This is a genomic window from Bradyrhizobium sp. CCBAU 11357, assembly GCF_028128865.1.
Taxonomy (GTDB): Bacteria; Pseudomonadota; Alphaproteobacteria; order Rhizobiales; family Xanthobacteraceae; genus Bradyrhizobium.
Genome location: NZ_LBJW01000094.1, coordinates 1 through 19,515, shown reverse-complemented (window position 1 = coordinate 19,515; position 19,515 = coordinate 1). Strand labels below are relative to the sequence as shown.

20 protein-coding genes are annotated in these 19,515 nt (G+C 65.4%); 9 read left to right on the top strand and 11 right to left on the bottom strand.

Annotated elements, in window-relative coordinates; translation table 11 throughout:
- The first annotated feature begins 8 nt into the window (after window positions 1-8).
- The 5 genes from XI05_RS13680 (at window position 9) to XI05_RS13660 (ending at window position 5,136) form a co-directional block, all read left to right on the top strand.
- Window positions 9-1,343 (top strand): copper oxidase, encoded by a 1,335-nt coding sequence (locus tag XI05_RS13680; protein ID WP_271502294.1) that lies wholly within the window; start codon window positions 9-11, stop codon window positions 1,341-1,343.
- Between the two features lie 32 nt (window positions 1,344-1,375).
- Window positions 1,376-1,831 (top strand): cupredoxin domain-containing protein, encoded by a 456-nt coding sequence (locus XI05_RS13675; RefSeq protein WP_271502473.1) that lies wholly within the window; start codon window positions 1,376-1,378, stop codon window positions 1,829-1,831.
- Window positions 1,832-1,848: 17 nt separating this feature from the next.
- Complete coding sequence (locus tag XI05_RS13670) at window positions 1,849-2,151, top strand: copper-binding protein (protein WP_271502292.1); 303 nt, start codon at window positions 1,849-1,851, stop codon at window positions 2,149-2,151.
- A gap of 348 nt (window positions 2,152-2,499) precedes the next feature.
- Window positions 2,500-4,641 (top strand): flagellar biosynthesis protein FlhA, encoded by a 2,142-nt coding sequence (flhA, locus tag XI05_RS13665; RefSeq protein ID WP_271502290.1) that lies wholly within the window; start codon window positions 2,500-2,502, stop codon window positions 4,639-4,641.
- A 294-nt stretch (window positions 4,642-4,935) separates the two neighbouring features.
- A complete protein-coding gene (locus tag XI05_RS13660; protein WP_172789643.1) occupies window positions 4,936-5,136 on the top strand; it encodes a hypothetical protein in 201 nt (66 codons plus the stop codon).
- A gap of 301 nt (window positions 5,137-5,437) precedes the next feature.
- Here XI05_RS13660 and XI05_RS13655 read toward each other — a convergent pair whose 3' ends face one another.
- The 6 genes from XI05_RS13655 to fliI form a co-directional block, all read right to left on the bottom strand.
- Complete coding sequence (locus XI05_RS13655; protein WP_271502288.1) at window positions 5,438-6,658, bottom strand: NAD(P)/FAD-dependent oxidoreductase; 1,221 nt, start codon at window positions 6,656-6,658, stop codon at window positions 5,438-5,440.
- A 478-nt stretch (window positions 6,659-7,136) separates the two neighbouring features.
- Window positions 7,137-8,096: a helix-turn-helix transcriptional regulator gene (locus XI05_RS13650; protein WP_271502285.1), complete on the bottom strand. Its 960-nt coding sequence runs from the start codon at window positions 8,094-8,096 to the stop codon at window positions 7,137-7,139.
- A gap of 150 nt (window positions 8,097-8,246) precedes the next feature.
- A complete protein-coding gene (locus XI05_RS13645; RefSeq protein WP_271502282.1) occupies window positions 8,247-9,299 on the bottom strand; it encodes an anti-sigma factor in 1,053 nt (350 codons plus the stop codon).
- Window positions 9,300-9,481: 182 nt separating this feature from the next.
- Complete coding sequence (locus tag XI05_RS13640) at window positions 9,482-10,027, bottom strand: sigma-70 family RNA polymerase sigma factor (RefSeq protein WP_271502279.1); 546 nt, start codon at window positions 10,025-10,027, stop codon at window positions 9,482-9,484.
- Window positions 10,028-10,337: 310 nt separating this feature from the next.
- Window positions 10,338-10,757, bottom strand: coding sequence for a flagellar export protein FliJ (fliJ, locus tag XI05_RS13635; RefSeq protein WP_172789638.1), 420 nt, complete (start codon window positions 10,755-10,757; stop codon window positions 10,338-10,340).
- A 121-nt stretch (window positions 10,758-10,878) separates the two neighbouring features.
- Window positions 10,879-12,204: a flagellar protein export ATPase FliI gene (fliI, locus tag XI05_RS13630; protein ID WP_271502277.1), complete on the bottom strand. Its 1,326-nt coding sequence runs from the start codon at window positions 12,202-12,204 to the stop codon at window positions 10,879-10,881.
- A 448-nt stretch (window positions 12,205-12,652) separates the two neighbouring features.
- Here fliI and ctrA point away from each other — a divergent pair, with 448 nt between their 5' ends.
- From ctrA to XI05_RS13610, 4 genes are all read left to right on the top strand, one after another.
- Entirely contained in the window at window positions 12,653-13,354 is a 702-nt protein-coding gene (gene ctrA / locus XI05_RS13625) for a response regulator transcription factor CtrA (protein ID WP_016848562.1), read from the top strand.
- A gap of 165 nt (window positions 13,355-13,519) precedes the next feature.
- The gene (locus XI05_RS13620; RefSeq protein WP_271502471.1) at window positions 13,520-13,924 is read left to right on the top strand and encodes a DUF350 domain-containing protein; all 405 of its coding nucleotides are present in this window, start codon (window positions 13,520-13,522) and stop codon (window positions 13,922-13,924) included.
- 1 nt (window position 13,925) lies between these two features.
- Window positions 13,926-14,321, top strand: coding sequence for a hypothetical protein (locus XI05_RS13615; RefSeq protein WP_271502274.1), 396 nt, complete (start codon window positions 13,926-13,928; stop codon window positions 14,319-14,321).
- A gap of 2 nt (window positions 14,322-14,323) precedes the next feature.
- Window positions 14,324-15,484 (top strand): glutathionylspermidine synthase family protein, encoded by a 1,161-nt coding sequence (locus tag XI05_RS13610; RefSeq protein WP_271502272.1) that lies wholly within the window; start codon window positions 14,324-14,326, stop codon window positions 15,482-15,484.
- 173 nt (window positions 15,485-15,657) lie between these two features.
- Here the strand turns inward: XI05_RS13610 and XI05_RS13605 are convergent, their stop codons facing one another.
- The 5 genes from XI05_RS13605 to XI05_RS13585 form a co-directional block, all read right to left on the bottom strand.
- Window positions 15,658-16,530: a CheR family methyltransferase gene (locus tag XI05_RS13605; RefSeq protein ID WP_271502270.1), complete on the bottom strand. Its 873-nt coding sequence runs from the start codon at window positions 16,528-16,530 to the stop codon at window positions 15,658-15,660.
- Window positions 16,527-17,723 carry a protein-glutamate methylesterase/protein-glutamine glutaminase gene (locus XI05_RS13600; protein WP_271502268.1) on the bottom strand — a complete coding sequence of 399 codons (1,197 nt, stop codon included), beginning with the start codon at window positions 17,721-17,723 and terminating at the stop codon, window positions 16,527-16,529. The genes XI05_RS13605 and XI05_RS13600 overlap by 4 nt, the downstream gene beginning before the upstream one ends.
- Window positions 17,724-17,798: 75 nt before the next feature.
- Entirely contained in the window at window positions 17,799-18,164 is a 366-nt protein-coding gene (locus XI05_RS13595) for a response regulator (protein WP_007600538.1), read from the bottom strand.
- A 71-nt stretch (window positions 18,165-18,235) separates the two neighbouring features.
- Window positions 18,236-18,706: a chemotaxis protein CheW gene (locus tag XI05_RS13590; RefSeq protein ID WP_271502264.1), complete on the bottom strand. Its 471-nt coding sequence runs from the start codon at window positions 18,704-18,706 to the stop codon at window positions 18,236-18,238.
- Window positions 18,707-18,733: 27 nt separating this feature from the next.
- Window positions 18,734-19,515 (bottom strand): response regulator (locus XI05_RS13585; RefSeq protein ID WP_271501756.1); only part of this gene is annotated, 782 nt, incomplete at its 5' end.

The following is a 19,515-nucleotide window of genomic DNA, read 5'->3' as shown; positions in this document are numbered from 1 at the left end:
AGGCTGAGATGTTTTCCCGCCGAGGATTTTTGAGCACCGCCGCGCTGGTCGGCGCATCGGCCATTCAAGGCCGCGTCCAGGCCGCTTCGATTCCGGAAGCCGCCACCATGGACAAGGTGGTGATGCAGCCGCCGCTGCACCCCAGCAGCGGCCCGGATTATCGTCCCGTGGTCACGCTGAACGGCTGGTCGCTGCCGTTCCGCATGAACGGCGACTGGAAGGAATTCCACCTCGTCGCCGAGCCCGTGGTGCGCGAATTCGCCGAAGGCATGAAGGTGAATTTGTGGGGCTACAACGGGCAATCGCCGGGCCCGACCATCGAGGCCGTCGAGGGCGACAAGCTCCGCATCTTCGTCACCAACCGCTTGCCCGAATACACCAGTGTGCACTGGCACGGCATGATCATTCCGAGCGGCATGGACGGCGTCGGCGGATTGACCCAGCCGCACATCGATCCCGGCAAGACCTTCGTCTACGAATTCGAGATGAAGAAGAGCGGAACCTTCATGTACCACCCGCATTCCGACGAGATGGTGCAGATGGCGATGGGCATGATGGGCATGGTCGTCGTGCACCCGCGCGATCCGAACTTCCGCGCCGTCGACCGCGACTTCGTGTTCGTGATGAGCACCTATCGCGTCGACCCCGGCACCTATCTGCCGCACGTCAACGAGATGACGGACTTCAACATGTGGACCTGGAACGCGCGGGTCTTTCCCGGCATCGATCCGCTGCCGGTCAGGCTCGGCGACAAGGTGCGCGTGCGCATCGGCAATCTCAGCATGACCAACCATCCGATCCATCTGCACGGCCACAGCTTCGCGGTGACCTGCACCGATGGCGGCTGGATTCAGGAAAGCGCGCAGATCCCGGAGACGACCACCGACGTGCCGGTCGGCGCCATCAGGGTGTTCGACGTGCTCGCCGACAATCCCGGCGACTGGGCGTTCCATTGCCATAAGTCGCACCACACCATGAATGCGATGGGACACGACGTGCGCAACCTGATCGGCGTGTCGCGCAAGGATCTCGCCAAGGCCGTCGGCAAGCTCGCGCCCGACGGCATGGCCATGGGCTCGACCGGCATGGCGATGGGCAACATGGAGATGCCCGCGCCCGACAACACGCTGCCGATGATGACCGGCACCGGCCAGTTCGGGCCGATCGAGATGGGCGGCATGTTCACCGTGATGAAGATCCGCGAAGACCTCGCGCGCGACGATTACCGCGATCCCGGTCCGTACAAGTTCCCGCAAGGCACCGTCGCCTACGAGGTCACGGCGCCGGCCGCAGAGCCGGCGCGGCACAAATCCGGCAGCCCGCCGATGAAGCACAAGATGTGAGCGTTTCGATGAACCACCAACTGGAGACCACGATGAAGACCACGATCAAGCTCGCCCTCGCGCTGGCTGCACTTTCGACCGCACCGGCCTTTGCTCACGACAAGCACGGGCACGGAAACTATTCGGCCGGCGAGCCCGGCGATCCCAAGAAGCCCGCACGCACCATCGAAATTCTGATGAGCGAGATGGACTACACGCCCGCGAAGATCGAGGTGAAGCGCGGTGAGCAGATCCGCTTCGTGCTGCGCAATGTCGGCAAGGAGGACCACGAATTCCTGCTGGCCACGACAAAGGAGAACCTCGCGCATGCGGATCAGATGAAGAAGCATCCGCACATGGAGCACGACGATCCCAATGCGGTGCGGCTTGCACCCAAAAAGACGACCGAGATCCTCTGGAAGTTCAGCAAGCCCGGCACGTTCGAATATTCGTGCCTCATTCCCGACCACCGCGAGTACGGCATGGTCGGCCAGGTCACCGTGAAGTAACGCGAAAGGAGATTCCCATGAACCGCATCATCCGTATCACGGCCGCACTGGCGCTGACCGTCGGCCTTGCGACCGCAACCCTCGCCGCCGAAGGCGCTTCGATCAGCGGCGAAGTGAAGAAGATCGACGAGGGTGCCGGCAAGATCACGCTCAAGCACGGACCGGCGAAGAGCCTCGGCATGGATGACCCCATGACCATGGTCTATCGCGTCAAGGACGCGGCGATGCTCAGGCAAGTGAAGGTCGGCGACAAGGTGACCTTCGAAGCCGAGGAGGCGTCGTCGGGCTACACGGTGACCAAGATGGAGAAGGCGAAGTAGCGTCCAGTGTCATTCGGGGGCGCGCCCCTTGGCGCGAGCCCGGAATCCATTTCACCACCATACCTGCGGCCCGATGGATTCCGGGCTCGATGCTCCGCATCGCCCCGGAATGACACCAACCGGCCCCCGAAACACCCCGGTCCACCCCTTCCCACCCCTGTCGTTAACCCTTTGCTAACCATACACCGGGCAAAAATTGCCGGGTGAAGTCGAGTGTCGTCGGCCGCGTAGAACGGGAGGAACCCCGTGGACGCCAGTGCGGTGCCTCACTTTCGGAACGGCGGCCCTTCGGCCGCCGCGCAGACGTTTGGGGCGCGCGGACGGCAGTCGCGCGGGGAGGCAGCTACCATGGTCGACGTCACCGCGGGACAGGGCGTAGGCAACGCCAAGCCCGGCATCCCCTCCCTCAACGACATCGTCACCGTCCTCAAGCGCGGCGACATCGCGCTGGCGCTCGGCATCCTCACCATCCTGGTGGTGCTGATCCTGCCCCTGCCCGCGATCGTGCTCGACCTGTTCCTGGCGATCTCGATCACGCTGTCGATCCTGATCCTGATGACGTCGCTGTTCATCCAGGCCCCGCTCGAATTCTCGGCCTTCCCGACCATCCTCCTGATCTCGACCATGCTGCGCCTGTCGCTCAACATGGCCTCGACCCGCCTGATCCTGTCGCACGGGCACGAGGGCACGGCTGCGGCCGGTCACGTCATCGAGGCCTTCGGCAATTTCGTGATGGGCGGCAATTTCGTCATCGGCATCATCGTCTTCGCCATCCTGATCATCGTCAACTTCGTCGTCATCACCAAGGGTTCGGGCCGCATCGCCGAAGTCGCCGCGCGCTTCCACCTCGACGCCATGCCCGGCAAGCAGATGGCGATCGACGCCGACCTCTCCGCCGGCCTGATCGACGAGAAGGTCGCCAAGGAGCGGCGCAAGGAGCTGGAAGACGAAAGCGGCTTCTTCGGCGCCATGGACGGTGCCTCCAAGTTCGTCCGCGGCGACGCCATCGCCGGCCTCCTGATCGTCTTCATCAACGTCGTCGGCGGCATGATCATCGGCGTCGCGCAGCAGGGCATGTCCTTCGCCGACGCCGGCCGCACCTACACGCTGCTGACCGTCGGCGACGGCCTCGTCACCCAGGTGCCGGCGCTGATCGTCTCCACCGCGGCCGGCCTGCTCGTCTCCAAGGCCGGCGTCTCCGGCGCCGCCGACAAGGCGCTGATGAAGCAGTTCTCCGGCTATCCGCAGGCGCTGGCGATGTCCTCGGCGGTGATGCTGGTGCTGGCGGCGCTGCCGGGCATTCCCACCATTCCCTTCCTCGCGCTCGGCGCCGGCGCCGGCGCGCTGGCCTGGAACGCCCGCAACCGCAACCGGGTGACGGCCAAGGCCGAGGCGGCCGCCCAAGCCGCGCCCGCTCCGGGAACGCCGGGTGCGCCGGGCGCGGCCGCGGCGGAAGAGCCGATCTCGGCCGCGCTCAAGATCGACGACCTCAAGATCGAGCTAGGCTATGCGCTGCTGCCGCTGGTCAACGGGCCCGACGGCACCGACCGCCTCACCGAGCAGATCAAGGCGCTGCGCCGCTCGCTCGCGATCGAGATGGGCTTTGTGATGCCGGCGGTGCGCATCCTCGACAACGTCCAGCTCGAGGCCAACACCTACATCATCAAGATCAAGGAGGTCGACGCCGGCACCGGCAAGATCTGGCCGAACCAGTTCATGGTCATGGACCCCGGCGGCAGCCAGGTGCAGGTGCCCGGCATTCACACCACCGAGCCGACCTTCGGCCTGCCGGCGACCTGGGTCGATGCCAGCCTCAAGGAGGAGGCCTCGCTCAAGGGGTACACCGTCGTCGACGCCGCGACCGTGCTGTCGACCCATCTCACCGAGCTGCTCAAGGCCAACATGTCGGACCTGCTGTCCTACGGCGAGGTGCAGAAGCTGCTCAAGGAGCTGCCGAAGGAGCAGAGCGAGCTGGTCAAGGACATCGTCCCCGGCCAGGTCACGGTCTCCGGCATCCAGCGCGTGCTGCAGCTGCTGCTCGCCGAGCGCATCTCGATCCGCGACCTCTCGACCATCCTCGAAGGCATCGCGGATTCGCTAGCTTTCTCGCGCAATCCCGCAACTATGGTCGAGCACGTCCGCGCGCGGCTGGCGCGGCAGATCTGTGCGCAGAACACCTCCTACGCCGGCTATCTGCCGCTGATCGCGTTGTCGGCGAAATGGGAGCAGGCCTTTGCCGAGTCCATCATCGGCCAGGGCGAGGAGCGCAGCCTCGCGATGCAGCCCTCGAAGCTGTCGGAATTCATGACCGCCGTGCGCGAGGCCTTCGAGCGCGCCGCCCGCGAGGGCGAGGCGCCCGTGCTGGTCACCTCCGCTTCCATCCGGCCCTTCGTGCGGTCCCTGGTGGAACGGTTCCGGGCCCAGACCACCGTGCTGTCGCAGGCCGAAATCCACCCCAGGGCGAGACTGAAAACGGTCGGAAGCATCTGATTTGCCTTAAGAAGCCGTGTGTTTTTCAGTCACAGGCAAATGGTTTTTGAGTTCCTGGCGCTTTGTCGACCAAGCACCCAAAAGTCCGGCCACAGGCACATTACATCTTTGAAATAATTATATAAAAGAGCGATCAAAGGTCGCTCTTGATCGCGATCTTTCACGTCCTATCACGCTCTTGTGATGGCCTCTTGGGAACGAATCCACCCAATACTAGGTTGTTGGGCACCGGAAGTATGAACCTGCCTGAAGCGGCCGGCGACTACTTCGGGTAGATGGCGGCAGGAGGCTTCCGTGAACCACTCGATCTACAGCGCAGATCGCGCGACCCACTTGAAAGTTGTGGTCGTCGCCCTCGTCGCAGGGATCGCGTTGGCAGGCCTCGGCATCACGGCACGCTCGGGTTCGGATGAAGGCCTGACCCAGACCGCCCGCGTCATCAAGGCCGGGAAGCCGGTCGTTGTCACCAGTTCGAACGCGTCCCTCGTTCGCTAAGGAGATCTGACGAGTTTTGTGAATTCACGCGGCTCTTTACCAGCCCCCCAAAGTCGCCACGTGGATATGTAGACGACCCCAACCCCAAGTCGACTACAGAAAGCGCCCGCCCCCCACGGGCGCTTTCCCATGTCTGGGGTGTTTTTGCTGACGGGCGTAGCGACGGCGGTCCCACAAATTCTGCTGTCATTCCCCGCGAAGGCGGGGAATCCAGTACGCCGCGGCCCCTCCATATCCCCCTATTGTCTCTGGAATACTGGATCGCCCGCCTTCGCGGGCGATGACACCAAATCTTTGGCAACTATCGCGCCCCATAAGTCGGCGGCGGCGCCTGCACGGTCGGCGCGGCCGCGGCGAACAGCTCGTCCTTGCTGCCGGTCAGCGGCGGATAGATGCGCTTGCGGTTGATGGTCTCTTTGGTCGCCTTTGCGGCCGCACCGGTGGCGCGGACCTCGCGATCCCACCCTTCGGTGTAAAGCGCGCCCCAGCCGCCGAGGTCGAGCACGGTGACGTAGCAGTCGATCCGCAGCGGCAGCATGGGCAGGCCGACGAGATCGGCGACGACGTTGTGGCCGGCGAAGCGGCCCATGGGACGGGCGAACTGACAGGACATGACGGTCGGATGCAGCCCGTCGATCACGCTCGAGGCGACATCGCCGGCCGCGAACACGCCGCCGACATCCGCAACCCGCATCAAGGGATCGACGAGGAGGCGCCCGAGGCGATCGCGCCCGCCCGGAAAGCTCGCCGCCAAAGGGCTTGCCCGCATGCCCGCGCACCAGATCACCGTCTGCGCCGGAATGAACTCGCCCGAGGTCAGGCGCATGCCCGCGGCCTCGATCGAGGCGACACGCACGCCAAGCCGCGTCTCGACGTCGAGCGAAGCCAGCGCCGTCTCGATGACGGGACGCGCATGCGCGCCGATGCTGGCACCGACGCTCGGATTGGGATCGACCAGGATGATGCGGCGGCTGCCGCTGATACCCGCATGCGCGAGCCGCGCCGGCATTTCGGCCGCGACCTCGATGCCGGTGAAGCCGGCGCCGACCACCACCACGGTCGAGCGCCCCGGCGCCGGCACGCTGCGTCCAAGCGAAACCAGATGATCTTCGAGGCGGAGCGCCGCGGCATAGGTGTCGACGTCGAAGGCGTGCGCGGCAAGGCCTGGAATGTCGGGGCGCATCACCTCGCTGCCCAGCGCCAGCACGAGGCGATCATAGTGCAGCGTCTCCTCGCCGGCGCTGGTGACGAGCGAGATTTCGCGCCGGGCCGGATCGATGGCCTCGATCTCGCCGAGACCGTGGCTGACACCGATCGGATCGAGCAATTGCGGAAGCGGAAGCGCGACCTCGGCCAGATCGGCTTCGTAATTGCGCACGCGGATGTTGTGAAAGGGATTGCGGTCGACGAGGTGGATCTCGATGTCGCGCTCGCTTGCGCCGATCTCCTCGCGCTTGCGCGCAGCGCCGATGGCCGCCCACAAGCCCGCAAACCCGGCGCCGAGCACGACGATACGCGCCATCTCCGCCTACTTCACTTTCCCGAGAAAACCTGCGGCCTGCCCGCAGAGATAGACTAGCTCAACAGCCGGCGTCGAACAAATGCGGCAGCGACAGCGCCGCTGCACAAAATCGCAATTCAACACCTTGCCCAGCGCGGCCGTAGGATGGGTGGAGCGAAGCGATACCCATCGTTTCGGCCGAACGAGACCATGGGTTTCGCACGAGCTCAACCCATCCTACGAACTTTGGCTTCCATGGGTGCGAACGAAACAGCAAGCCTCGGGCGAAACGCGCTGCGGGAATGCGAAGGCGTGCCCTGCAACCGAAGCGCAGCTTGAGGACTACCTGGTGCGACATACACCGTCATTGCGAGCCAACGGGTCCGCGCGAAGCGCGGCCCGATGACAGGCTTCGCGAAGCAATCCAGAATCTTCCCGCGGCGGCAGACTGGATTGCTTCGCTGCGCTCGCAATGACGACCATCGTACAGACCTGCGATTTACGCCTCGCGCAGCTCCGACGGCGTCGCGCCAAAACGCTTGCGGAAGGCGCGGTTGAAATAGGACAGATCGGAGAAGCCGGAGGAATGCGCGATGTCGCTGATCTTGCGCATCCTGGCGCGGGGGTCGCCGAGCAGCTTGCGCGCCTGAAGCAGGCGCTGCTCCAGCACGAATTCGGTGAAGGTCGTGCCGGCCTGCTCGAACAGGCGCTGGGCCTGGCGCGGGCTCAAGCCAGAGCGCGTCGCAACTTCTGCGAGGCAGAGATCGTTGCGGCCGAGCGCGGCCATCACGTCGGCGCGCATGAGATCGAGGCGGGCCGCCGCCTGCCCGCGGCCGCGGGCGCGGCTTGCGTGCTCGGCATCGGTGCCGAGCAGGAGACCGACGAGATCGACCATGTGCTGCGCGGTCAGGCGCTGGCCGACCGCATCGAGATGCGGCGCGTGATTGGCGGCGAGCGCGTGGTAGCGGAAGATGGTCTCGGCGACCGCGCCGTCGATGAGCACCTGCGCGAGCTTGTCCTCGGCGCGCGGACTGATGTCGAGCAACGCACGGCGCGGCATGCGAATGGTGGTGAAGCGGTCTGCCTCGGTATGGCCGACGGTCCCGGTCACGCTCATGTCGACCAGCACCATCTGGGCGGGCGCGAGCTCGACGGTGTGGCCGTTCTGCCCGACGCGGACGAGCCCCGCATGGGCCGAAATCAGCACGAGATCGTCGCTGCCGTCGGCAAGGTGGCTCTGTGTGCGGGAATATTGCGCCGAGGCGCCTTCCGGAATGGCGAGCGCGATGTTGTCGACGACGCTGATCTGCAGCCGGCAATCGATGCTGTCGCCATGGCTCGGCCCGATATCGAGGCCGCAGCGACCAACGGCCCGCTCGCGCCAATGTTCGAAGGCCGCACCGTGCGGAAGGCCGCTATATTGGTGAACGAAGATGCCCGGCGTTCTCGCTGCATCCATCTGATTTTCTCGCCCTTTCCGGCATCACCGCGTTCAAATTCCGGGAATTTGACGCCGCGGACCGAGCGGAGGTTCAAATCGGAGGCGGATTCGGGGGCACTTGTCGGGATGCGACGGCGGGACGGACCGTGGCGACAATGGCCGTGGCAGCTATTTTTGCGCGGGCGCCGGCGGCACCGTCTCGATCAGCTTGCCGGAAAACACCGGCGCGGAGGTCGGCTGGCCGTTCGGCGAGCCGCCGGCCTGCTCGACGGTGACGGCGTAGGTCGCACCGTTGACGACCTCGCTATCGTAGGAGGCGAGCAGCGGACGCGCGGTGAAATCGCTGGCGCCGATCACGCCGAGCGAGCGCGGGCGCGGCAGCTTGTCCGAGATCAGCCAGAGCTCGAAGCTCTTGCCCGGCTCCGGTGTCGCGCCGACCTTCCGCACGGTGAAATTCCGCGTCGCGCCGTCGATCGTCATGATAAAGGCCGGACCACCGCCCTGGCCCTGCAGCAGCGCGACATATTGCGCGGAGGCGGCGAGCGGCGCCGCCGGCGTCTTCACCTCGACCGTCTGGATGCGCGGCGCGGGACGCAAGGCACCCGGCAGCGCCTCGGGCAGGAAGATCTGCAGCGACAGTGTCACGAGCAGCGCGGCCGCGAGCGCGCCGATTGCGGATGCGACGTTGCGCCAGCGCTTCACCCGACCCTCGAGGCGAATTACATTGCCGTCGTCGACCACCGGCGCCTGCGGCGCGCGGACGACGTTGGCATCCGGAGCATGGACTTGCGGGATGAATTGCGGCGCGATGTCCGGAAGCGCATCAGGCTCGGGATGCGGCGCCTCGATTGGCCCGGCTTCGGGATGCAGCGTCTCCAGCGGCTGCGAGCTCTCGGACGGAGGCTCCGCAGGTCCCAGCGAGAACGAGTCGGGCACAGGTGGCGGCGGCAGCGGCGGCGAAGCCTCGACGCGCGCGGGCTGCTCCTGCGCGGCGGCCGTGCGCGCGATCTCCGCCCTGATGTTCTCCCACACGATCGGACGCGGCTCGACCGAGCCGACCATCTGGTTGAGCACGCCGAGCCGATAGGCCCAGGCCTGCACGATTTCGGCGAACGCCGGGTCCACCGCCATCATGGTCTCGACCTGCGCGCGCTCGTCGGCGCCGAGCGTACCGAGCGCGTATTCCGCGGCGAGCGCGATATGGTCCTCCGTATAGGCCATCACATTCCTTCACCTCTCCCGAAGGGAGAGGTCGGAGCGCATCGCAAGATGCGGTCCGGGTGAGGGGTTACGGTCTCTCGGGAGATCTGCGGCCCCTCACCCGGCGCTACGCGCCGACCTCTCCCCAACGGGGAGAGGTCGACTGCCGTTGCCGCGCTGGTTCGTACCACTCTCATCATCCTCTAAAGTCCGAGGCACTCCCGGATATCCAGCATGCTGCGCCGCAGCCACGTCTTCACCGTGTTGACGGGCGCGGCGAATTTCTCCGCCAATTGCTCGCGGCTCCAGCCGTTGTAATAGGCGAGCAGCACGAGCCTCTGGCGGTCCGGCTCGAGCCGGCCGACGCATTCCAGGAGCCGCTTCAGCTCCTCGGTCATCTCGCGGCGCGCCAGCGGATCGGGACTTTCGGCCGCAACCTCCATCGCCTGAGGCTCTTCCTCGATGGACGTTTCCGATTTTTTCCGCACGATGTCGATCGCGCGGTTGCGCGCGATCGAGGCCATCCACGTGATCGGCGACGACAGGGCCGGATTGAACTGGCCGGCGCTGTTCCAGATCTTGACGTAAGTCTCCTGAATGACCTCCTCCGCGAGATCCTGCCTGCGCAAGATACGGAGCACGACGCCATAGAGTTTCGCGCGCGTGGCGGCGTAGAGGCGCTCGAACGCGGCCTGATCGCCCTTTGCCACCGCCTCGATCAACCCGACCAGCTCTGCTGGCGTTAGCATTCAGCCCCCTGAAACGCGGCCCGTCGCTCCACCTCTCCCCGACGGGCAGAGGTCGATTTGCGCAGCAAATCGGGTGAGGGGGCGCAGGGCTAACGGGAGACCGTTACCCCTCACCCGGCGCTCCCGCGCCGACCTCTCCCAAGGGAGAGGTGGCACCGCCGTCGCTGGCACAGCATTCATTGCCGCTACCATAGCGCGCGGCCAAGCCGACCACCAAGGGGCGCGGCGCCACACTGTGGACAGCACATGCGAAAACCCGGACCTTGCGGGTCCGGGTTCTGGAATTTCTGGATGGTCTGGCGCTAGCGGCTCAGGCGACGGCGCCGATGCGGGCACGCATCAGGCCGATGCTGTCGAGGTCGGCCTGCTCGCGGGCGTTCTCCTCGGCGCGCTCGCGGGCCTGGTCGCGCTCGTCGAGCAGCTCGACCTTTTTCAGCTCCTCGAAGGCCTCGGCCAGTGCGGCCTTGGCTTCCTCGAGCTGGCCCCTGAGCTCGTCGGCCGAACGGGTCAGGTTCTCGCGGCGCTGGATCGCGGCTTTGGCGTAGGTCGGGTAGGCGAAATGCGAGGGATCGTTGATCCCGGCGCGCTCCTGCTCGGTCTGGATCTCGCGTTCGAGATCGACCGACATGCGCTGGAAGTCGGCGATCATGGTCTCGATCTGGGTGACCCGGCGGCGCTTCTCGTCGACCTGAAATTTCTTCAGGCGGATGAGGGTATCTCGTGACTTCATCGACTCGTACTCCCCAGAAGTCCCCCCGCTGCACGTGGGACGATACCGGTCACCCCACGGGCCCGAAGGGGGCCCAGACCGGCTCTGCTACTCTGTGGGATCGGATGATGACCGGACAAAGTTAGCGTTCCGTTTCCAAATTGCCGAGGATTTGGGCCAATTGGCGATAGCCCTCCGCGAGTGATGCCCTTTCGTCCTTGCGCTGTCGCAGGAAGGCTTCCAGCGGCTCATTCAGGCGGATCGCCTCGTCGACCTCGGGACTGGAGCCGGCGCGGTAGGCGCCGAGACGGATCAATTCCTCCATGTCGGCATAGGTCGCCATCACCTGGCGCGCCCGCAGGATGACGGGCCAGAACTGCGGATCGGCCGATTTCGGCATGGTGCGCGAGACGGATTTGAGGATGTTGATCGCGGGGTAACGGCCGCGCTCGGCGATCGAGCGCTGCATCACGATATGGCCGTCGAGGATGCCGCGCACGGCATCGGCAATCGGCTCGTTATGGTCGTCGCCGTCGACCAGCACCGTGAAGATCGCGGTGATGGCGCCCTCGCCCAGTCCCGGCCCGGCACGCTCCAAGAGCTTCGGCAACTCGGTGAAGACGGTCGGCGTGTAGCCCTTGGCCGTCGGCGGCTCGCCGGCGGACAGGCCGATCTCGCGCTGAGCCATGGCAAAGCGCGTCACCGAGTCCATCAGGCAGAGCACGTCCTTGTCCTCGTCGCGAAAGTACTCGGCGACCGCGAGCGTGAGATACGCCGCCTGGCGGCGCATCAGCGCCGGCTCGTCGGAGGTCGCGACCACCACGACCGAGCGCGCGAGGCCCTCCTCGCCGAGATCGTCCTGCAGGAATTCCTGCACCTCGCGGCCGCGTTCGCCGATCAGCCCGATGACGCTGATATCGGCATCGACGTTGCGCGCCAGCATCGACAGCAGCACCGACTTGCCGACGCCGGAACCTGCGAAGATGCCCATGCGCTGACCGCGGCAGCAGGTGAGAAAGGTGTTCATGGCGCGCACGCCGAGATCGAGCGGGCTGCCGACACGCTTGCGCGAATGTGCGGGCGGCGGCGTATTGCGGAACGGCATCGGCGAAGAGCCCTGCGGCAGCGGCCCCTTGCCGTCGATCGGCTCGCCCAGCGCGTTGACGACGCGGCCGAGCCAGGCCGCGGACGGCCGCACCTGGTTGGCGGCGTTGGCGATCACCGCCTTGCAGCCGCGGCGCACGCCCTCGAGGCCTGCGAACGGCATCACCACGGCATTGTTGCCGGAGAAGCCGATCACCTCGCAGGGAATGGTGCGGTTGGCGCCGGTCTCGATCACGAGCCGCGCGCCGACCGACATCGCGTGAATCGGGCCGGCCACCTCGACCATCAGACCGCGAACGCCGACGACGCGGCCATAGATGTTGATGCCGTCGATGTCGCCGATCTGTTCGGCAAGCGCCTTCATAGGAGGGCCTTCATCGGCAGCGCGCCTTCATATGAGGGGCTTCATGAGATGGTCGCCTTTGGTGATCCCGGGACATCACGGTGGAAACCTTAAGTTTCGCCATATTTCTGAACGGCGCTTAACTTCGTGTTTACCCGCATCATTAATCATTGCGTCACTGTCTTTGAGACTGAGCGTGACTCCCCTTCAGAAGAAGGCTGAGTCGCGGGAGTCGGTTAGGCCCGTCTCTTAAAGTGGAGCTTGAACGGAATCGGGTAACGAAAGCTGCTTCTCCCGCAAGACCTTAGGGCGATTCGACAAAAATTGCACCGGGGGGACTTGCGTTCCAGAATCAGACTTTGTTAACCATCTGTTGTCAGGATCCGAATCAGTTGTTCAAAGGCGTTTTGTTGAGTGCCGCGAATGCGGCCGACCTGACGCCCAGGAGCGGCGACTATGGGGAACTGGCATGCGCGTTTTGCTGATTGAAGATGACAGCGCCGTCGCGCAGTCGATCGAGCTGATGCTGAAGTCGGAGAGCTTCAACGTCTACACGACCGATTTGGGGGAAGAAGGCGTCGATCTCGGTAAACTATACGATTACGACATTATTCTCCTCGACCTCAACCTGCCCGACATGTCCGGCTACGACGTGCTCAAGCAGCTCCGGGTCTCCAAGATCAAGACACCGATTCTGATCCTCTCCGGCCTCGCCGGCATCGAGGACAAGGTCAAGGGTCTCGGCGTCGGCGCCGACGACTACATGACCAAGCCCTTCCACAAGGACGAGCTGGTGGCCCGCATCCACGCGATCGTGCGCCGCTCCAAGGGCCATGCCCAGTCGGTCATCCAGACCGGCGACCTCGTCGTCAACCTCGACACCAAGACGGTGGAAGTCGGCGGCCAGCGCGTGCATCTGACCGGCAAGGAATATCAGATGCTGGAGCTGCTCAGCTTGCGCAAGGGCACGACCCTCACCAAGGAAATGTTCCTCAACCATCTCTATGGCGGCATGGACGAGCCCGAGCTGAAGATCATCGACGTCTTCATCTGTAAGCTCCGCAAGAAGCTCGCCAACGCCTCCGAGGGCCGCAACTTCATCGAGACCGTCTGGGGCCGCGGCTACGTGCTGCGGGAGCCGCACGAGGCCGACGAGCGCATCCCCGCCTGATCTTAGGGATTACGTCGCGAGCCCAGTCAGGCTCGCTCCTCCCAGCCTGGACCCCGCCGCAAATGGCGGGGTTTTCGTTTTTGGGGGGACGCTTCATTGGAAGCTTAACGTTTGAACCACTAGCCTTCCCCTGCCGACGAATGGTCGCTGCACGATGGGGGAATGATGATCCTGCAATCACTCGCCGGCCTGCCCGCCTTCCTGGTCTATTTCTGCACCGGGCTGATCGCGATCGTGGCCTATCTGTTCGTCTATACCCGCATCACGGCCCATAACGAGTTCCAGCTCATCCGCGACAACGAGCCGGCTGCGGCGATTGCGCTCGGCCTCAGCCTGCTCGGCTTCGTGGCGCCGCTGGTCAGCGCCATCGCGCATTCGGCGAACGTGCTGGACTGCCTGGTCTGGGCGACGATCGCGCTGATCGTGCAGGTCATCGTGTTCTTCCTCATCAAGGTCCCGGTCCCCAACCTCTCGGAGCGGATCTCCGCCGGCGAGCTTGCCCCGGCGATCTGGCTCGGCCTGTCCTCGCTCGCCGCGGGGCTGCTCAACGCCGCCAGCATGATCTACTGACATGGCCGACAAACCCGCCAAGAAGGAATTCGGCAAGCGCCGGCCGGTGGCCGAGCCGCCGCCCTCGCGGCCGCCGGTGAAGCGCTCCGGCCACGTCGCGCTGCTGGTGATGGGCACGATTGCCGTCGGCACCACCGCCTACACCTTGATGCCGCGGCAGACCTGCGAGCCCTCCCCCGGCGCCGCGCCGGGGCAGACGACCACGACTTGCACCACCAGCAGCAGCAGCAGCAGTTCGTCGGGCGGCAGCAGCTCGCGCTGGTCGTCGCGATCGAGCTTCTTCGAGAGCGATTCATCGAGCCATTCCTCGTCGGGCACGTCGTCGGATTCCGGCCACAGCAGCGTGAGCCGTGGCGGCTTCGGCTCGTTCGGCCATGGCTTCTCCGGCGGGGGTTGACCATGCAACGCATCACTTGCTTGGAGCGCGACGACTGGCGAGAGACCGCGGCGCAATGCGGCTTCGTCTTCCACACCATCGACGGCGAGCGCTATTGGGACGAGCGCGCCTATTACGGCTTCACGCTGGACGAGATCGAGCGCGGCATCGAGACGCCGACCGGCGAGATCGACGCGATGTGCCTCGATCTTGCCGGCCGCGTCATCGGCGACGAGCGCTTCTTGCAGCGATTGAAGATTCCGGAAGCGTTCTGGAGCCTGATCGCCGAGAGCTGGAAGCGCGACGACCGCAGCCTCTACGGCCGGCTCGATCTGAGGTTCGACGGCAAGTCGCCGGCAAAGCTGCTCGAATACAATGCGGACACGCCGACCTCGATCTTCGAGGCCGCGGTGTTCCAATGGACCTGGCTCGAACAGGCGATCGAACGCCGCGTCGTCCCCTCGCGCGCCGATCAGTTCAACTCCATCCATGAGCGGCTGATTGCAGCATGGAAGGAGATCGCCAGCGGCCGTCGCGTTCATCTCACCGGGATCACCGGCAACGAGGAAGACGCCGGCACGCTCGCTTATCTCGAAGACACCGCGCGCCAGGCCGGACTCTCGACCACGGTGCTCGACATCGAGCAGGTCGGCTGGCGCGACGAGGCCGGCGGCTTCGTCGATCTCGACGAGAACGATATCGCGCTCGCCTTCAAGCTCTATCCCTGGGAATGGATGTTCCAGGACGCCTTCGGCGCCAAGCTGAAGGATGCGCCGACACGCTGGATCGAGCCGCCGTGGAAGGCGGTGCTCTCCAACAAGGGCATCTTGCCGCTGCTCTGGGAGATGTTTCCGAACCATCCCAATCTGCTGCCGGCCTTCTTCGAAGACGATCCGCGCGCCGCCGAGCTCGGCACGTCCTATGTGCGCAAGCCGCTGCTGTCGCGCGAAGGCGCCAATGTCACGCTGGTGTCCGGCGGCATGCCGCTCGACGAGCAGGCAGGGCCCTACGGCGCCGAAGGTTTCGTACGCCAGGCCTTGTCACCGCTGCCGAACTTTTCGGGCTTTTATCCGGTGATCGGAAGCTGGCTGGTGAACCACGAGCCCTGTGGGCTGTCGATCCGCGAGGACGAAAGCCCGATCACGGGCAACCGCTCGCGGTTTCTGCCGCATGCGATTTTGTAATGTCATTCCGGGGCGCGACGAAGTCGCGAGCTATGATGCGCAGTTGCGCATCAGAGAATCCATAACCACAGGCGGATGGAATGGCCCTCGTCTAACCGCATGCCTGTTACGACCGCCTGTGGTTATGGATTCCGGGCTCGGCGCTGACGCGCCGCCCCGGAATGACGGAGAGCTCACCTCGCCGCGGCGAGCTTCAGCGGCTGCGGCATCAATCCGCCCATCGGACGGCCGGAACGCGCGGGGTTGAGCTGATAGAGACCGCGGCGATCGGCGACCGGGCGGAACGCGTCGGTGATGCCGACGACGGATTCGGCGGCGCCAAGCAGCAGCGTGCCGTCCGCCTCCATTGCCTTCGCCATGCGCTCGAAAATCACCGCCTTGGTGTCCTGGTCGAAATAGATCAGCACGTTGCGGCAGAAGATCACGTCGAAGGCGCCGAGATGGGAGAAGTCCTGCAGCAGATTGAGCTGGCGGAACTGCACCATGGCACGAATGTCGGCGTTGAGCTGCCAGAGCTCGCCCACTTGCGTGAAGTATTTCACCAGATGCTGGATCGGCAGGCCGCGCTGCACCTCGAACTGGCTGTAGAGCCCGGCCTTGGATTTCTCCAGCACCTCCTGCGACAGGTCGGTGGCGACGATCTCGATGCGCCAGCCGGCGAGAGCTGAGCCCATCTCCTTCATGCACATTGCGATCGAATAGGGCTCCTGCCCGGTCGAGGAGGCCGCTGACCAGATGCGAAGTGACTTGCGCGCCGCGCGCGCCTGGATCAGGCCCGGCAGGATGGTGTCGCGCAAATGATCGAACGGAATCTTGTCCCGGTAGAAGAACGTCTCGTTGGTGGTCATCGCTTCGACCACGTCGGTCGCAAGCCGGCCGTCGCCGTTCCTGATCTTCAGAACGAGATCGGGGATGCCGGGAAGGCTTGCCTTGCGGGCGAGCGGCAGCAGCCGGCTCTCGACCAGATATTGCTTGTCGGCGGAGAGATCGAGACCGGAGCGCTCTTTCAGGAACTTGCGCAGATAGTCGTAATCTGCGGGTGTCACGAGCGGTCTCCCGCGAACAGGCGGTTGACCTTGGCGCCGATCTGGTTGAGCGGCAGGATCGCCGCGCAGATGCCGGCATTGGCCGCCGCGCCCGGCATGCCCCAGACCACGCTGGAGGCTTCGTCCTGCGCGATCACGCTGCCGCCGGCCGCGACGATGTCCTTGCCGCCGCGCATCCCGTCCGAGCCCATGCCGGTCAGGATCACGGAGAGGATGTTGCCGTGCCAGACGTCGATGGCGGAGGTGAAGAGCGGATCGACCGCAGGCTTGCAGAAATTCACGGGGGGGCCGTCGTCGAGCGCGATCACCGGGTCAGCGCCGCTGCGCGCGACACGCATGTGCTTGCCGCCCGGAGCAAGGTAAATCCGTCCCGGCTTCACCGGCTCACCGTCGACCGCCTCGGCCGCCGGCCGGCGGCTCGTGCGCCCCAGATGCTCGGCGAGGATGGTGGTGAAGGTCGGTGGCATGTGCTGGGTGATCAGCACCGGGAAGCGATCGATCACGGGGCCGAGCTCGGTGACGAGCGCCATCAGCGCCTGAGGACCGCCGGTCGAGGAGCCGATCAGCAGCACCTTCGGCGCCTGGGTCGAGAACGGACGTGTCGCGAGCGATCCTGACGACGGGGCGTGCACGGCCGGAGCGGGCGCAGGCGCGGCAGGCCGCGCGACAGGACCGCGCGCGACGGGAGCCGGGCTCGCGGGCGCCAGCGGCGGGCTCGCAACCGCAGACTTGCGACGCAGCCGCGCGCCGAGATGGCGGATCTTCTGGATCAGGTCGTGATGGAAAATGTCTGCGGCCGACGCCTCACGCGTCGATTCCGGCTTGGGAATGTAATCGGCCGCGCCGAGCGACAACGCCTTGAAGCTGATCTCCGCGTTGCGGCGGGTCAGCGTCGAAGCCATGATGATGACGAGATCGCGCTTCTTGGCGAGCAGTTGCGGCAGCGCCGAAAGGCCATCGAGCTCGGGCATTTCGATGTCGAGCACGGCAACATCGGGATTGATGCGATCGAGCTGGTTGACCGCCTCGAGCCCGGTGCGCAGCGACCCCGCGACCTCCATGTCGTGCTCGGTACCGATCCAGCGCGAGATCAGACCGCGGATGACGACGGAGTCGTCGACGATCATTACCCGCAAAGGTCCGGCTTCGCGCGACGGGCTCGTAGTCGAATTACCTGCGAACGCAACACTCATTACTCACCAACTCAGACTGAAACGGTTCAGTTGGAAACAATCGCCGAAGGATCCGTTCAGCCTCCGGGCGGTCGCTCAGATCAGGCCGACTTCCTGGAATTTCGCCGTCACGATGTCCTTGTCGAAGGGCTTCATGATGTACTCGTTGGCGCCGGCGTGCAGCGCGCGCGCGATATGCGCGACGTCGTTCTCGGTGGTGCAGAACACCACCTTCGGCTGGTCGCCGCCGGGCATGCGGCGGAGATGGCCGAGGAACTCGTAGCCATCCATGACCGGCATGTTCCAGTCGAGCAGCACCGCATCGGGCAGGCCGCGCTTGCAGGCCTCCAGCGCCTTCTCACCGTCCTCGGCTTCGAGGATCTGGAAGTCGAGCCCCTCCAGGATCCGGCGCGCAACCTTGCGGATGACGCTGGAATCATCAACGACGAGACACGTTCGCATGTGAACCTCTGCTTCCTCCCCTTTGCGGGGATACTTCCAATTGCGAGCCCGCCGGCGGCAGTGCCGCCGTATCAGGCTGCCATCATCTCGGGCGCGAGCTCGAGGACGCGGTCGACGTCGAGCACGACCATGAGCTGGCCGTCGAGGCGGTGGACGCCGCCGGCGAGCTTGGCCATGCGGGGGTCGAGGTTGACGGGGTTCTCTTCCTTGCCGTCCTCGGACAGGCGCAGCACCTCGCCGATCTGGTCGATCAGGAGGCCATAGGATTCGCCGCGCAGATCGACGCCGACCGCCATGGGGGTCTTGCCGTCCTCGTCCCTGGGCAGGCCGAGACGGGCGCGCATGTCGACCACGGTGACGATGCGGCCGCGCAGGTTCAACACGCCCGAGATCTCGCGCGAGGACAGGGGAACGCGGGTGACGCGCTCGGGCATGAACACGTCCTGGACGCGGGAGATCGGCAGGCCGAACAGCTGGCCGCCGATCATCGCGGTGACGTACTCGACCATGGCGCCTTCAGCGGACTGGGTCTTCTTGCTCATCTCGATTTCTCCTGATCCCTGTCCTGCTTACGCCGCGGCCCGGCTCAGCTCGGAGGCGCCGGCGGCGCCCGCGGTCTGCTCCTTCAGCGCCGCGATCAGACCGGGACGGTCGAACTTGGCGACGTAGTCGTGGAAGCCGGCCTGCCGGCCGCGCTCGATCGCCGCCGGCGACACCAGCGCAGAGAGGCCGATGATCGGCGTCGCGGCGAGGTTGTTGTCGGAGCGGACGACTTCCGCGAACTCGAACCCGTTCATGTCGGGCATCTCGATGTCGGTCAGGATCACGTCGAAGTTTTGCGCGCGCAGGGCAGCTAAGCCCTCCTGCGCGGTCGGCGCGGTGCGGACGCGGTAGCCGGCGGCCTTCAGCACCGGCGCCAGCATGTTGCGGAAGAACGCTGAGTCGTCGACCAGCAGCACCGACTGCGAATGCAGCGACGGCTTCATCTCCTTGCGGGTGAACCAGTCGGCGAACGCCATCGGCAGGAAGTGGCCGACGTCGATCACCTCGGTGGCCTGGCCCTTGATCACGGCCGAGCCGAGAATGCCGGAGGAGGAGCCGCCGACCTCGATGTTGAGGCGTTCCTCGACGATGTCGATGATCTCGTCGACGACGAGGCCCATGGAGCGGCCGTCGTCGGCGAACACCAGGATCGGCTGGGCGCCCTGGCTCGCAATGGTGACGCCGTCCATGGCGACCAGCGGCATCAGCTGCTCGCGGTACTGCACCATGTAGCGGCCGTTGGAGAACTCGATCTTGTCGGCGGGCAGCTCTTCCAGGCGCGTGACCAGGCCGAGCGGGACCGCCTTGG

Bases quoted from the DNA above. Each gene is read 5' to 3' on its own strand.
- XI05_RS13680 (WP_271502294.1), top strand. From the start codon at position 9: ATGTTTTCCCGCCGAGGATTTTTGAGCACCGCCGCGCTGGTCGGCGCA.
- XI05_RS13675 (WP_271502473.1), top strand. From the start codon at position 1,376: ATGAAGACCACGATCAAGCTCGCCCTCGCGCTGGCTGCACTTTCGACC.
- XI05_RS13670 (WP_271502292.1), top strand. From the start codon at position 1,849: ATGAACCGCATCATCCGTATCACGGCCGCACTGGCGCTGACCGTCGGC.
- flhA (WP_271502290.1), top strand. From the start codon at position 2,500: ATGGTCGACGTCACCGCGGGACAGGGCGTAGGCAACGCCAAGCCCGGC.
- XI05_RS13655 (WP_271502288.1), bottom strand. From the start codon at position 6,658: ATGGCGCGTATCGTCGTGCTCGGCGCCGGGTTTGCGGGCTTGTGGGCG.
- XI05_RS13650 (WP_271502285.1), bottom strand. From the start codon at position 8,096: ATGGATGCAGCGAGAACGCCGGGCATCTTCGTTCACCAATATAGCGGC.
- XI05_RS13645 (WP_271502282.1), bottom strand. From the start codon at position 9,299: ATGGCCTATACGGAGGACCATATCGCGCTCGCCGCGGAATACGCGCTC.
- XI05_RS13640 (WP_271502279.1), bottom strand. From the start codon at position 10,027: ATGCTAACGCCAGCAGAGCTGGTCGGGTTGATCGAGGCGGTGGCAAAG.
- fliJ (WP_172789638.1), bottom strand. From the start codon at position 10,757: ATGAAGTCACGAGATACCCTCATCCGCCTGAAGAAATTTCAGGTCGAC.
- fliI (WP_271502277.1), bottom strand. From the start codon at position 12,204: ATGAAGGCGCTTGCCGAACAGATCGGCGACATCGACGGCATCAACATC.
- ctrA (WP_016848562.1), top strand. From the start codon at position 12,653: ATGCGCGTTTTGCTGATTGAAGATGACAGCGCCGTCGCGCAGTCGATC.
- XI05_RS13620 (WP_271502471.1), top strand. From the start codon at position 13,520: ATGATCCTGCAATCACTCGCCGGCCTGCCCGCCTTCCTGGTCTATTTC.
- XI05_RS13615 (WP_271502274.1), top strand. From the start codon at position 13,926: ATGGCCGACAAACCCGCCAAGAAGGAATTCGGCAAGCGCCGGCCGGTG.
- XI05_RS13610 (WP_271502272.1), top strand. From the start codon at position 14,324: ATGCAACGCATCACTTGCTTGGAGCGCGACGACTGGCGAGAGACCGCG.
- XI05_RS13600 (WP_271502268.1), bottom strand. From the start codon at position 17,723: ATGAGTGTTGCGTTCGCAGGTAATTCGACTACGAGCCCGTCGCGCGAA.
- XI05_RS13595 (WP_007600538.1), bottom strand. From the start codon at position 18,164: ATGCGAACGTGTCTCGTCGTTGATGATTCCAGCGTCATCCGCAAGGTT.
- XI05_RS13590 (WP_271502264.1), bottom strand. From the start codon at position 18,706: ATGAGCAAGAAGACCCAGTCCGCTGAAGGCGCCATGGTCGAGTACGTC.